This is a genomic window from Psychrobacter sp. LV10R520-6 (assembly GCF_900182925.1).
Classification (GTDB): domain Bacteria; phylum Pseudomonadota; class Gammaproteobacteria; order Pseudomonadales; family Moraxellaceae; genus Psychrobacter.
In genome coordinates, this window is the sequence record NZ_LT900024.1 from 2,577,604 (window position 1) to 2,592,374 (window position 14,771).

Sequence of the window (14,771 nt, forward strand, 5' to 3'; positions counted from 1 at the left end):
TTTTGTATACAAAAGGCCTATTTATGAGTTTAATCGATGATCTACCCTTATCTTTGCAGATTAGCAAAAAAATAGAAGATGATATTATTTATGGTCGACTACGGCCTGGTACAAAACTTGATGAAGTAACACTTTGTGAAAAATATGGAGTATCAAGGACACCGATCCGAGAAGCGCTAAAGCTTTTATCGTCTGAAGGTTTGGTAGAAATTCGACCTCGTAGGGGCGCAATAATACCTACTTTAAATATTGTAAAGCTGTGTGAGATGTTTGAGGTGATGGCAGAACTTGAGGGAATGTGCGGTAGATTAGCTGCTAGAAGAATCAATAAGGAGGAAAAAGTTGAGTTGTTATTTTTACATAATGAATGTAAAAAACACCTCTCTGAAGATAATCCAGAAAATTATTATGAAGCTAATAGGAAATTTCATTTTTTCCTCTATCAACTCAGCCACAATAGTTTTTTGATAGAGCAATCAATCAATTTACATAATCGATTACATCCGTATAGACGCCTTCAGCTACGAGTAAGTAGTAGGATGCAACATTCTTTTGAAGAACATCAAGCCATCGTTGATGCAATTACGAATGCTGATGAATGTTTGGCTGAGAGTTTATTGAAAGGACATGTATCAGTACAAGGACAAAAGTTCACAGACTTGATTGCAACAATGAATCCTGATGATAATATACAAGACTAGTAGAATAGATTGCCCTAAAACAAGTATTTTTGGTTACTCTCATAATCTATTAGAAACCTTAGAGTAAATATTTAAAAAGTCATGCGTTTAGTGCTGTTCAGAAAGCACTTTTCATTTAATCAGCTTATATTAAGTCAGTAACTGAGTTATCAAAATGTGTTCGGTGCGCTATACAGTGATGTATGCTTAAAAAACCGTTGACTTCAATTTGGTAAACTAAGGATACAAACAAACGTTTGCCATAACCAAAAAAGGAAAGCCTATAGTGCAGACCTCAAAGCGGAAGCAATCAAAAATATTGCAGAGAATAATGACAGTATCAGCACCACAGGATTAATAACGTAGGTCACGTTTTCTAAAGTAAAAATATAACTATTACACAGGTGAAAGATGAATTCCATGAAATCAAACGTTTCAACCGACCGACTATCTATTGCAGACCTGAATCTAGGTGACCGTACCGAGCTGGGCAAATACACGATTAGCACGGACGATATAGTGACCTTCGCCCGTCAATGGGACCCTCAGTTCTTCCACATCGACGAGGAGCGCGCAGTCACCGACGGATACTTCGGCGGTATTATCGCCAGCGGTATCCAGACACTGGCTATCTTTCAGCGCCTATCAGTTAAAAGTTTCATCCAAAACTTGAACGTGATCGGCGGGGCGGGGATCGATGGATTGCAGTTTCGCAGACCAGTACGTCCCGGTGACACGCTCACCGGATCCATTGTTATCAAAGACATCCAAATCCAGTCCGACCGAGGTCGTGCGCTAGTCGCCTATACTGGAGAGTTAATCAACCAGAACGCTGAACCCGTACTTGTCCTGACCATATCTGCCTATGTGCAGATGCGCACCACATAAGCGTTTTAATATGAATAATGGTTACTAGCCGCTCTCCTCGCCCTATTGCTTCAGTAGATTCAATACTCCATCCGTAAACCTCTCTCTATGGCATTTTGGGCTCTCAGCTTCGTCCAATAGCGCCACTGCGGTAACTGCCATAAGTAGTTCCGAGTTGCCGTCAGAATCGACCAATATCTTTTCGCCTACCAGTTGCGAAACTAGAGCGATGACGACCAGCTCGTATGATTCGGAATTACCGCAGGAAATGAATATTCGAAAGTGGATGGCTCTTTGAGGGGATAATGATTGTTAAGCTTGAATGTGGGTATTTTAGGATTGCTCTTTGGGTGTTGCCATTTTTATTCCACCCCATGTGACTAAGGCAACACCAAGCGCGATTAGGGACGCACCCAAAACAAGCCCGTCAGGTGGGGTCTCACCTTGTAAAAAAACGGCTACAGGTACGCCGACCACCGCACCGACTGAGCCTAGTAGGCTCAACAGAACTGGACCACCGGTCTTCTGAAGCAGGAACAACAGTAGGAACTGGCCCGCAAAGATAAAAGCCTGCACGGTGATCAAACCAAGCGGCATAACCTCTCCCAGCGGAACAGTAAGCGAGAGGTTCGGCAGAAGGCCGAGCACACCCAGCATAATTACAGCCGCAATTAGCATGCCTGGTGCGAGTGCATCGGGAGACGCATTAGCCGGCCAGCGTAATGTACGATAAAGGTTACCGATTGCCAGCAAAACGGGGCCACAGAGCACTAGCATGATCCAAAACACACTGGCATCTGGCGCGGAAAACTTACGCGCTGCCAAAACACCCGCACCGACAAGTGCTGCCGCCACACCAAAAGCGCGGAAAGGCTGAAACCGCTCCATCCGCAGTGCCAGCGCACCAAGATACGTGAGCAGCGGTGGCAAAGCAATGATCAGAGCGACAAAACCTGCGCCAACATGAGGGATAGCGGAAAAAAAGATTAGGTTGGAGCCCGCGACGCTAACCAGCGCGGCGACAAAGTAATATTCGAAGCTGCGCGCACTAAGAGGCGGAGGTTTGTGACGTAGCAACGCGACAGCCAACAGGATGATTGCGGCCCCAGTGATTGACCAGAAGAGAAAGGCTAGCGGGCCCAAACCGATCTTGCCCGCATATTTCGCTAGATTGGTAGATATGCCGATCAGGGCGCCTCCGGCCAGCAGACAAATAAAGGGGATCAACCATGTATTCTTGCGGCGAGATTCATACGGCTTTGTAAATTCATCCATAAGATATCCTGAGGATTAAAAACGTATCTTGATATCAGATTCTAGCTACTTAAAAAGCCTCTAGGTAAAGACAGCTCATAAAACGATTGAATTATAATTTTAATAATGTTTTTCAGTTATTGGTAGAGTAATCATAGGCTTTCGGCTAGCAACTCTTGAGATGATACGGTATTACTCGCTATCCTCTATAACAAACCAAAAAGACCAAAACTCATCATGATCAGTCTTGGTCTTTGTTATTGTCACTTATAACTACTTTTAACTAACCCTAGCTACTGCTTCGCCGCTTCAATCTGAATATTTAAAGTCACTTTTTCAGTAATACCAAGTAGAGTGTATTTGCTCATATCCCACTTAGTCCGATCAATCGTGGCTGTAAAATCGCCACCGCATACCGGCTTTTTGGCTATAAAGCTAAAGTAACAATTAAACTTGGTAGCCGTTAAGGTAATGGGATTGGTTATACCATACATAGTCAAATTTCCATCAACCTTTGCAACATCTGATCCTGCCGTACCACTAGCACTGTCATCGGCAAAATACCACTTCGTCGACTCAAAAGAAGCCAATGGAAACTTCTCAACATCAAAAAAGTCAGGCCCAGTGAGTGTTAAGTCAAAAGCTTTATTACCCGTATTTAAAGAATTTATCGGAATGACTAGGGAAATACGGCCGGTTTTTGCATGCGGATCATAGTCTAGCTGTCCGGTCAGATTGTAAAATCCACCGGTATTGGTAGAGGTGTTAAAATGATCAATGGCGAAGCGCACATTGGAATTGTTGGGCTCAAGCAGATAAGTGGCAGCGTGGCTACTACTAGCACCGCTGCCAATAACAGCACCCGCCAAAAGTAATAGCACTCCTAGAGGCTGACGATAACGTAATTTTATTTGGCTAAATAGAACTTGACTCATAATGGCATTCCTTTGTAGCGTTATTTGACATCTAGATCACTTCCTTTGTGATCACCCTGTTTGGCTATATCATATCAGCCTATTAATTCTATAACTCGTCAGTAGTTAAATGCTCTTTAGCTTGGCCTTTATCATGGTCTTTACCGTGTGGCATGAGCCATTTAGCGAACCATGTCGAGACATCATCCATTAGCGTATATACCACTGGAATGACTACCAAACTTAATAAAGTAGAAGTTACTAGCCCGCCTAACACCGCTGCTGCCATCGGACGGCGGAAGGTAGGATCTGCGTCTCCCCAACCGAACACTAGTGGTAACATGCCAGCACCCATCGCAATGGTAGTCATGATGATAGGTCGAGCGCGCTTATGACACGAATCAACAATAGCCTCAAAACGCGGTAGGCCGCGACGCTGAGCAATTAGCGCATAATCGACTAGCAAAATTGAGTTCTTAGTGGCGATACCCATTAGCATAATAAAACCGATCATCGAGGGCATGGATAAGCTGCTATCAGTAATGACCAATCCAACAAAAGCACCGCCTATCGATAAGGGCAATGCCATCAGAATGGTAAAGGGCTGCAATAGACGCCCAAACAGCAAGATAAGAACGCCAAGAATACAGACAATACCGACTGACATAGCGATGATAAAGCCACTAAATAGCTCTGCCATATTCTCTGCTTGGCCTTGTTCAATTAGGGTAATCGATGCTGGTAGATTCTGCATAGTCGGGGTGTTCTTAACCGCTTGGACTAATTCTCCAAGCTCACCATTCGCCGGTTGCACAGTAATACTGATAGCCCTTTCGCGATCTAATCGGCTAATCTGTGCAGGTCCCGTTCCAAAGTCTAATGTTGCCACCTCGCCTACACGTACGCCTTGTCCTGCTGGACGCGCACTGGGAACATATAAGCCCTCTAACTGACTAACGCTTTGTTTGGCCATATCGGGCAGACGCACCACAATCGGTATCTGCCGAGTGTCAAGGTTGAGCTTAGACAAGCGCTGCTCATAGTCGCCTACTGTGGCAATACGTAAAGTAGTTGCGATATCTTGAGTGGTGACTCCTTTATCCGCCATCGCCAATCTATTAGGGGTAACCGTTAGTTCTTGGCGCGGTAGACTACGATCACTGGTAACCGCACCGGCGCTAGGTAGCGCGCGGATGTCGGCCATAATTTGTTGAACGGTCTGCTCCAGTACTTCTGGGCTGGTACTGGTCAAAGAAAAGTTGTATCCGGTCTCGCCGCCACTCGATAAGCCCACCGTAAAGCGCGCACTGGGTACTTCTGCCAATATAACGCTTATTTTTTGTTCAATTTCTTTTTTGATAGCCCGATCCGCTCTTGGCGCAAGTACTATATCGAGACTGGCGATATTCTTTGCTGTACCACCTCCGGAGCTGGCATTAGGGCCCATGGACGTTTGCGCTTGCCCAACGGCCGTAAAAATATGGGTGACCTCAGGCAAGGCTAAAATACGCTCACTTGCCAGCGCCGCTACCCGCTCAGTATCTGCTAACTCAACATCAGGTGTTAGCTCAATCGCTACTCGTGTTTGGTCAATATCATTATCGGGAATAAAAGCGGTCGGTAGCAGTTTGACCAGTGCCAGTGAAGCGACAAACAGCACCAAAGTGGCACCCATAGTCAGCCAGCGATGGTGCAGCGTCCAAGTGACTACTTTCAAATACCAAGTCATCAGTGCGCTTTGCTTTTCAACGTGCTTTTTTTCTGGACGAAGAATATAGGCTGCCATCATGGGGGTAATTAAACGCGCTACCATTAGAGAGGCAAAAATGGCTAACGCCGCGGTCCAGCCAAATTGTCGAAAGAACTGCCCAACGATACCGCCCATAAAAGCAGTAGGTAAAAATACCGCGATTAAGGTAAAAGTGGTCGCAACAACGGCAAGCCCAATCTCATCTGCCGCTTCCATCGCTGCTTGATAAGGCGTTTTACCCATACGCAAATGGCGCATGATGTTTTCCACCTCGACAATCGCATCATCGACCAGTACCCCAATCACCAAGGATAAGGCCAATAGTGAAATAATATTAAGGCTGAAATCGAACAGATACATCCCTAAAAAGGTAGGGATAATCGATAAGGGCAAGGCCACAGCGGTAACAATAGTCGCGCGAATATTGCGTAGGAATAGAAACACCACAATCACGGCCAAAATACCGCCTTCAATCAGCATCCGCAGTGACGCTTCATAATCCTCTGCTACTGGTGTTGCGCGATCATAAACTTTATCAACGGTGATATTGCTCATGTCCGCGCTCAATTGTGCCAGTGTTTCATCAACGCGTGCCATCACCTCAACCTCGCTGGCTCCGCGCGAACGAATGACGTTAAATGCCACCACTGTTTTTCCATCCAGTTTGGCGATAGAATTGGGGTCAGCAGCACCATCAGTTACCTGTGCCATACGTCCAAGCGCTTGCGTGCCGCCAGTCGGAACGGTAACTTGCAAATCATTCAGCTCACGGGCACGCTCAACCGCCCCTAACACCCTAATAGTCTGGGTCGATTTGCCAACTTCAGCCTCACCACCTGAGCTGTCTTGTTGGATACCGGCAATCTGTTGCGATAGCTGTGCAATAGAAAACTGTAAGCCGCTCAGCGCGATAGGATCAGCAGCGATGGTAATCTGACGCTCAAGCCCGCCAATACGGCTGATCGTCCCTACCCCTTGGATATCTGATAAGCGCTTGGTAATCGTATCATCGACGAACCATGATAGATCCTCAACGCTCATATTGTCCGCAGTGACCGAGTAAGTAACGACTGGAAAGCCTGAGGTTGAGACTTGAGTAATGATAGGGTCATTAGCAGCAGCAGGCAGGTCTCCACGCACCTCTCCAACCGCTGAGCGCACATCATCGACTGCTTCTTGAATGTCTTTATCCAATACAAACTCGGTGACGATGGTCGCAGCGCCGGTTTGTAGTGAGCTACGAATATGCTTGATACCAGTGATACTGGTTAGCCTGTTTTCAATCTTTTTGGCCACATCATTTTCGAGCTGAGAAGGCGCAGCTCCAGGTAAAGTGACGGTTACCACTACTGCCGGTAAATCGATATCAGGAAATTGCTGGACTTTCATTTGTTGAAAGCCAAACAGTCCACCCATTGTTAACAGTACAAATAGTAAAATGGCGACCAGTGGATTTTTAATCGAGTAGGAAGATACGTTTAAACTCATGAACGTGCCTGCGTGACAGTATCAGCTGTTGCGCTGTCTTTATTGACCGTATCAACAACGCGTACCAAATCGCCATCATTTAAGAAACTGCCGCCTTGCTTGACCAGTCTACTGTCAGCCGGTATCGGTTCTGTGACCGCCACGTTGTCGCCGAAGCGATCGCCAAGGGTGACGCGTTGCCGCTGAATGCGACCAACGGTTTTACCCTTCTCTGTTTTGATATCTGCCACCAGCATCACATAATCATAGCCGTCATTACTGACAATGGCACTACTTGGCACAGTTTGCATGCTGGCACTGCCCAATAGGAATTCGCCCGTTTGATACATGCCTGCACGCGCTGCTGAATTGGCTGCTAAGCTGGCATAAATAGTAATTTGGCGATTATTATCCGCCGTGGGGGCAATTCGTCTTACCTCTCCCATGACCGACTGACTTTTCGGTAAGTTGACTTTGACAGGCGTACCAACTTGTACTTCGCCGACCAGCTTAGGATCAATATCTGCTCGCCACTCTAAAATACCACCTTTAATGATGGTAAATAATGGCTCACCACCTGCGACCATGCCAACCTCAGCCATTTTTTCACTGATAACCCCGCTTACTGGTGCGACCACTTTGGCGTTATCAACGCTCAAGCGCTGAGTACTAAGGCGGGCTCTTGATGCTTGTAAGGCAGCCTCAGCACGTAATGCTGAAGTACGATAGCGGTCGGCTTCTTGCTTACTAATCGCATCAATATCGATTAGCGGCAGCACGCGTGCCGCATCAGCTTTGGCATTCGCAAGGGTCGCCTCAGCTTCTGCCACATCTGCTTGCGCTTGCAAGACTTGCTGCTGCATAGCATCAGTATCAAATATCACTAATATTTGTCCGGCTTCAACGCGCTGACCTTCCTCGACTAATATACGCTCAATCGCGACACCACTAACCTTAGCGCTGACATTAGCAATATCTTTAGCATTAATCGTACCGTCAGCGGTCAAAGTGTTACCGATATTATCTTGGCTAGGTTGTACCGTTTCGACTGACAATACCGCCTGTTCAGCAGTCGCCCCTGCGCTAGCATTGCTAACATTGTTACCTTGCGCACTATTGGCACTATTTGTCGCTGACGACTCATCAATTACGGCCTCCTGATTACCACCCCAATATTTACCCAATAGTACGCCTACCACCAGCACTACTACCATGACAGGGATAAGCCACAGAGGGTATTTTGGCGACGACTTATTTACTGATGCGTCAGGCTTACGATATGGTGGCAGCTCAGACTCAGGCGACAAGTTAACATTGGGCTCTTGCTTAATATCAGGCTCTGGCTTGGCATTAGGCTCTTGCTGAGTATTAGGGTCTTGAAAGTCACTCATAGTCGGTCTCTATAGATAAGCGCAATAATAAAAACTGAAGCAGTAAAAGATCAAACAATTACGATTTAGATAGGTTGAAACGGACAGTGTAAGGAGAGATATTTTTTGACCATGGTTACTAATGGCTGTTAGCATTGTAGAGCATAACGCCAGCGCGTCAATTATCAACACGTGTCTATAGCGTCTATTTTCCAAGCATTATTACCTATTACAATTTAGAACTTAGAATTGAGAATAATAATAAGGTTAATAAACAGAGTTAAGCATTGCTATAACGACTGGCCTCAGGCATCCAGCGGTGGATGAGTTGACTCACATCCGCCTTGCGCGCAGGGTCTTGAATCAAGTGTTTGGCAAGCCGCTGAGCAATCGCAAATAACTGCTCATCACGTATTAGATCTGCTAAATAATAGCCGACATTACCGGTTTGCCGTTTGCCCAGCAACTCACCAGGACCACGCAGTTGCAAGTCTTTTTGGGCAATCACAAAGCCATCAGTACTTTCTCGCAGTACGCCTAAACGCTCAGTACCGGTTTCAGACAACGGTGTTTGGTACAGCAGCACACAATAGCTCTTGGTTGAACCGCGCCCTACCCGCCCGCGTAATTGATGCAATTGCGATAGGCCCAAACGTTCTGCATTCTCGATAACCATTAGTGAGGCATTAGGCACATCAACACCGACTTCGATTACCGTAGTAGCAATCAATAAATCTAAATTGCCCGCCTTAAAATCTTGCATCACCGCTTGCTTATCAGCAGATTTCATTTTGCCATGTACCAGTCCAATACGAATATCTAAGCGCTCATTTAAATCCTCATAAGTGGCTTCAGCAGCTTGGGCATCAAGTACGCTAGATTCTTCAACTAGCGAGCAAACCCAATACGCTTGCCGTCCTGCTTCGCAATTAAACGCGATACGTTCAATTACCTCATCGCGACGATTGCGGTCAATAGTTACCGTCGTAATCGGCGTGCGACCTGGTGGCAGCTCATCAATGATGGAGTTGTCCATATCGCCATAGACACTCATCGCCAGCGTGCGCGGAATCGGAGTTGCGGTCATCACCAGTTGATGCGGCGTGCTACCCGCCACGCCTTTATTGGTCAACGCCATACGCTGCTCAACCCCAAAGCGATGTTGCTCGTCGATAATGACCAATCCCAATTTGGCGAACTGTACTTGCTCCTGAAACAGCGCATGCGTACCAACCACCACTTGCACCGTATTTTCTGCGACCGCCTCTAACGCTTCACGGCGCTGCTTGGCAGTTTGCTTACCTGCCAGCCAGCCAACGCCAATTCCTAGGGGCTCGAACCATTGTTTAAAATTTAGTAAATGTTGTTCCGCTAAAATCTCAGTCGGTGCCATGATCGCTACCTGCCAGCCACTATCGAGCGCACAACCGGCAGCGCCAGCGGCAACCAAAGTCTTGCCCGCGCCCACATCCCCTTGCACGAGTCTGAGCATGGGAATCGAGGTGGCCATATCAGCGGTGATATCTTTGATGACTCTTATCTGAGCCTTGGTCAAATTAAACGGCAAAGCGGCAAACAGCCTATCAGCCAGCGGACTTTGCATGCCGCATTTTGGCGCTTTATGCTGATGCAACTGCTGCCGCCGATATAATAAACTAAGCTGATGCGCAGTCAGCTCTTCAATAATCAAACGCTGACAGGCAGCATGGGTGCGCTCGCTCAATTGGGTCAATAATTTATATTGTTGACCAGCATCGGTATAAGTGGGCGGCGTATGCAATAACACCAACGCCTCAAATATCGTTAAATTATAGACATTATTAGCAACGCTAGTTGCTACTGTATTAACCGCTGTCTCATCGTCTATATAGTCAGAATTTGGATACTCATAAGTAGAGGGGTTGGCTTTATGAACTCCGCTCTTTGACGTACTGTTATCTGGCACACTACGAGCGAGCATCGAAAAAATATCTTCAGACTCAGCTGTATCTACTACTGACAATTTTGATGGCACAAAGGGCGTTAATGGCAAATCAACAACGGTGGCAAAATCGTCTGTGGTGAACAGAGTCATCGGTAGTCCCTGACTGCGAACGGTCTGTAACGCCAGTTTAATCAAGGTACGTAGCTTATTTTGATGCAAGCCTTTTACAGAGGGATAAATCGGTTGCAGACCCATATTGGTAACCGCTGCGCTATCAGTGACAATTTGATATTCAGGATGATGTATCTGTTTGCCGTAACGACTAACTTTGGTCTCGCCAAACAGTTGTAGCTGTGTACCCAAGCTCATAGTTTGCGCTAAACCGGGATACACTTTAAAAAACCGTAATGAAACCGTACCGCTATTGTCATCGATGATAACCGTCATACCACTACGCTTATTATCGACATGGACGACGCGACCGGTAATCAAAGCCGCTTGTCCATGAGCAAGCTCTCCTATTGAGACCAAACGGCTACGATCCTCATAATCACGCGGCAAATGTAACAGCAAATCAAAAATACGCACAATGCCCAATTGCGTCAGTTGTTCTGCTACTTTTGGCCCCACACCCGCCAGCGCCGTCACCGGCATATCAAGCGCCGAGAGTGGAGGTTCAGCTGGCGGATGGGCAGATAAATTCCTGTTAGATATTGGCATTAATAATTCCCGATCACATTACTCTTAAATTGCCTGTTTTTATTATAATAAGACTACAGGAAAATGCGTAACCACATAATAATCAATGGCTTATAAAATAAATCTAATCCTCTCATTATAACTGACAAAAGACTTGATTATGCTAAGCGATTTGGTAATGATGCGTCTACGTATTTAACGCTTAAATTTAAAGGCTAAACTTAAAAGTCAAAAGGTCTCGTTATATCCGCTCACCCGATTAAAAGCCCTCTCCACACACTGACAACTTTGTCCTTGCTACGTCGTGCGAGTTTGCTTGGCGCATTAGCTCTGCTGGGAAGTGCTTGCAGTAGCATGACGCCAAACGCCACTACCGCGCAAGTACAATCTATTCTGAATGCACCCAGTGTTGCTCTAGTTCTAGGTGGCGGCGGAGCCAAAGGCTTTGCTCATGTTGGGGTAATTAAAGCTTTAGAGGAGAGCGGCATTACCCCAACGCTGGTGGTTGGCACTAGTGTCGGTAGTTTAGTAGGTAGTCTATATGCCAGCGGCTATACACCGGCGCAGTTAGAACAGTTGGCGCTAACCACGCCTGATAGCGCATTGACCGACTTTACCTTATCCAATCAAGGCTTTATTGAAGGTATTAAACTTAAAAACTTTATTAACACTCATGTTGGCGGTCGACCGATAGAAGCTTTTCCCATCGCCTTTGCGGCTATCGCTACTGAAAAGCACAGTTTAAAAAAGTAGTCTTTACGCAAGGTAATGCAGGGCTGGCAGTGCAAGCATCCTGTAGCGTGCCTAATATTTTTATTGCCCCGCGTATTCCTGAAATGATAGGTAAAAAATATGTTGATGGCGGCGTGATCAGCTTAGTACCCGTCGATAGCGCTCGTGATTTGGGCGCTGACATTGTTATCGCCGTTGACGTGACTGAGCCTAATGCCTCTTCCGCAGCTCGTAATAAACTACCAACGATCACTTCATTCAGTAGTTTTTGGGGTTTACTTGAAACTAATTGGACTGCCAATACCAACAGTAATGCGACTAGCAGCAACTCATCAATACGCAACGAACGACTGCGAGCTGATATTCTCATTACCCCGAACGTCAGTCACATCAGCTCATTGGATACCAGCAAGCGCCGTGCCCTTATCAAGGGCTGGGGCGCAGGCCACTACTCTACAGATTAGCGCCATTAAGCAACTCATTAGAGATAAGACGAAGAGCAAATACACTGTTCTTTAGCCTATATATAATTGAGCCGCTTTAAAACATATACGGGATAGCTGGGAGAAATTTTCGAAGCCTCTGGAGTGACGCAGTCACACAGCAAGCTAGAAAAATTTCTGCCAGTTATACAAAACCATATGTGTATCTACTTTATTTGGTACTGACTATACTATTCTTTTAGCATATATCGTCAGTCTGATTTAAAACACCTACAGTCTGGTTAGTAAGGTTTTTGCAGCCTTTAAAATGGTAAGGTCGCACAGCAGATAAGGAAATTTTTGTTAATAATAGATGACTATAAAAAAAGCACCACAATCATGAATTGCGATGCTTTTTTATATGCTAAAAATTTTTGCAATTGGCTCTATTTGACCCGTGCACGATATTTAACCATTACCGTATCATTAAGGCCAACACCTTCGATATCCCAACGCACCGCTTGATAATACTTTAAAGGAATCTCTTGCAGTTGATTGTCGATCTTGCCACGCAACGGCATACGAGCAAAGGTATTACCATCAGCGCTACCATATGGAAATTCCGGAGCGACGCCACCAAGCAATTCAACTTGCTCAGGGATACTCATAGTAACCGTCATTTTACGAACCCGATCGGTATTGGTATTGGTAAAATACCCTTGATATTCTAAGACATTACCGGCCTGCAAGCGTGTATTGCCATCGACCGGTACTAACAGCTCTTGACCGCTCGTATCAACACTAATAAGCGAAGCTGTAATTTTACTATTAACGGCTTGCGCACTAGCGCGACTATTATTACCTGCCACTTGCAAAGCAACTGGGCTATCAAGCGCAGGCTCTGGAATGGGCAACATGGCGGAAGCTTGCGTGACTGCCATCGCACCAACCAAGGTGCCGGCAACGACGTGAAACAAGCGATGACCGGTCCAAGCAGCAAACGGATTGGCAAAATGGTTGCTTTTTTTCATGATTTTTATTATTCCTAGTTAATATATCGATAAAACGGTGCTGACGGAGGGTTGTGGTGTCTAAAACATATAAAAAACAATAGCACTTAGCATAGCAAAAAGCGTTTAAGGGTACACTAACCCCGTGTTGAGGTTGTGTACATCAAACATGCCCTATTCAATCTACTATAAATCCGCATTAATTTGGCTAAAATAAAAAGATAGCTCATAACAGTGTTTTTTGCTATGGTAAATCTTTAGCGTTCGATAATATTTTGTCACGCCCCTTTCCTTATTCCGACTACTATTGTTCCTATTATGACTACTAGCGCTATGCCACAGATTAATCCTGAATACGTTCATTGGTTCCGTAACTCTGCCCCCTATATTAATACCCATCGCGGCAAGACGTTCGTGATTATGTTTGGTGGCGAGGCGGTCAAGCATCCTAACTTCAGTACGCTTATCCATGATTTTGCTTTATTGCACAGCTTGGGTATCAAACTGGTACTGGTACACGGTGCGCGTCCGCAAATTGAGAAAAACCTCAAAGAAGCAGGGATAACCTCGCCACTACACCAAGACATTAGAGTAACCCCGCGCGAAGCCATGCCCTCTATCTTACAGGCGGTCGGCGCCATTCGTTTACAGCTCGAAGCCCAGCTATCAATGGGCTTGGCCAACTCGCCAATGTATGGTTCACGTATTGATGCGGTCTCAGGTAATTTTGTCACTGCCCGCCCTTATGGTATCCGTGATGGCGTTGATTATCAGATGACCGGTGAAGTACGCTCAATAGATGTCGATGCTATTAAAAATAACTTACTGCATAATCATATCGTTATCCTAGGCTCAATGGGCTATTCAGCGACTGGTGAAGTCTTTAATTTATTGGCTGAAGACGTGGCGCTTAGCGCGGCAGTTGCCCTTGGTGCTGATAAGCTGATATTTTTAGGCGAGGAAGCTGGCATTAATGAGGATGATCGTTTGTTACGTGAAATGATCCCTAATGAAGTCGATCGTTTCTTACGGGGACGTGATTTAAATTGTGAAATTAATTACTTCTTGCACTGTGCCAGTAATGCTTGCCGTCAAGGTGTGCATCGTACACATATTATCTCTTATGCTAAAGACGGCGCGCTATTAGAAGAGCTATTCACTCGTGACGGTTCCGGGACACTGATCAGCCATGACCCATACGAAGAGATTCGCCGCGCTAATATCGATGATGTGGTTGGTCTTATTGAACTGTTATCGCCATTGGAGGAACAAGGCATCTTAGTTAGTCGTTCGCAAGAACGACTAGAGCAAGAGATTGATAACTATAGTGTGATTGAGCGTGACGGTATGATTTTAGGCTGTGCGGCATTATATCCATTAAATGCTGATTCAGCAGAAGTGGCTTGTGTGGCGGTACATCCTGAATATCGTAGCGGTAGCCGCGGCACAGATTTACTGGCATTTTTAGAGCAGCAAGCCCGTAGTCATGGTCTGCATAAGTTGTTTGTATTAACCACCCGTACTGCGCATTGGTTTGTTGAGCAAGGCTTTGCTGAGGTTGATGCCAGCGTGCTACCTGAAGATCGGCAGCAAAGATACCATAATGGTCGCAACTCTAAAGTCTTCCAAAAAACGCTTTAATTATTACTCCTAGCTTTATATCCATACCTAACACTTAATAC

General features: G+C 45.8%; 11 protein-coding genes. 5 read left to right on the forward strand and 6 right to left on the reverse strand.

The genetic code is table 11. From position 1 onward, the window contains the following. The first annotated feature begins 23 nt into the window (after window positions 1-23). Together U1P77_RS10755 and U1P77_RS10760 are read left to right on the forward strand one after the other, a co-directional pair. Window positions 24-701: a GntR family transcriptional regulator gene (locus U1P77_RS10755; RefSeq protein WP_321154991.1), complete on the forward strand. Its 678-nt coding sequence runs from the start codon at window positions 24-26 to the stop codon at window positions 699-701. 399 nt (window positions 702-1,100) lie between these two features. Continuing rightward, window positions 1,101-1,568 (forward strand): MaoC/PaaZ C-terminal domain-containing protein, encoded by a 468-nt coding sequence (locus U1P77_RS10760; RefSeq protein WP_321154992.1) that lies wholly within the window; start codon window positions 1,101-1,103, stop codon window positions 1,566-1,568. A 312-nt stretch (window positions 1,569-1,880) separates the two neighbouring features. Here the strand turns inward: U1P77_RS10760 and U1P77_RS10765 are convergent, their stop codons facing one another. The 5 genes from U1P77_RS10765 to recG all read right to left on the reverse strand — a co-directional run bounded on the left by U1P77_RS10765 (window position 1,881) and on the right by recG (window position 10,946). Further along, window positions 1,881-2,822 (reverse strand): DMT family transporter, encoded by a 942-nt coding sequence (locus U1P77_RS10765; RefSeq protein ID WP_321154993.1) that lies wholly within the window; start codon window positions 2,820-2,822, stop codon window positions 1,881-1,883. Between the two features lie 272 nt (window positions 2,823-3,094). Next, a complete protein-coding gene (locus U1P77_RS10770; protein ID WP_321154994.1) occupies window positions 3,095-3,736 on the reverse strand; it encodes a YceI family protein in 642 nt (213 codons plus the stop codon). A gap of 88 nt (window positions 3,737-3,824) precedes the next feature. Beyond that, window positions 3,825-6,953, reverse strand: coding sequence for an efflux RND transporter permease subunit (locus U1P77_RS10775; RefSeq protein WP_321154995.1), 3,129 nt, complete (start codon window positions 6,951-6,953; stop codon window positions 3,825-3,827). Beyond that, a complete protein-coding gene (locus tag U1P77_RS10780) occupies window positions 6,950-8,323 on the reverse strand; it encodes an efflux RND transporter periplasmic adaptor subunit (RefSeq protein ID WP_321154996.1) in 1,374 nt (457 codons plus the stop codon). Before U1P77_RS10780 ends, U1P77_RS10775 begins: the two co-directional genes overlap by 4 nt. A 259-nt stretch (window positions 8,324-8,582) precedes the next feature. Further along, window positions 8,583-10,946, reverse strand: a complete 2,364-nt coding sequence (gene recG, locus U1P77_RS10785) for an ATP-dependent DNA helicase RecG (RefSeq protein WP_321154997.1) — start codon at window positions 10,944-10,946, stop codon at window positions 8,583-8,585. A 273-nt stretch (window positions 10,947-11,219) separates the two neighbouring features. Between recG and U1P77_RS10790 the strand changes: the two genes are divergently transcribed. Then, window positions 11,220-11,678: a patatin-like phospholipase family protein gene (locus U1P77_RS10790; RefSeq protein WP_321154998.1), complete on the forward strand. Its 459-nt coding sequence runs from the start codon at window positions 11,220-11,222 to the stop codon at window positions 11,676-11,678. Between the two features lie 47 nt (window positions 11,679-11,725). Next, a complete protein-coding gene (locus U1P77_RS10795; RefSeq protein ID WP_321154999.1) occupies window positions 11,726-12,121 on the forward strand; it encodes a patatin-like phospholipase family protein in 396 nt (131 codons plus the stop codon). Window positions 12,122-12,525: 404 nt separating this feature from the next. Here the strand turns inward: U1P77_RS10795 and U1P77_RS10800 are convergent, their stop codons facing one another. Continuing rightward, window positions 12,526-13,110, reverse strand: coding sequence for a hypothetical protein (locus U1P77_RS10800; protein WP_321155000.1), 585 nt, complete (start codon window positions 13,108-13,110; stop codon window positions 12,526-12,528). Between the two features lie 297 nt (window positions 13,111-13,407). Here U1P77_RS10800 and argA point away from each other — a divergent pair, with 297 nt between their 5' ends. Continuing rightward, window positions 13,408-14,730 (forward strand): amino-acid N-acetyltransferase, encoded by a 1,323-nt coding sequence (gene argA / locus U1P77_RS10805; RefSeq protein WP_321155001.1) that lies wholly within the window; start codon window positions 13,408-13,410, stop codon window positions 14,728-14,730. The last annotated feature ends 41 nt before the right edge of the window (window positions 14,731-14,771 follow it).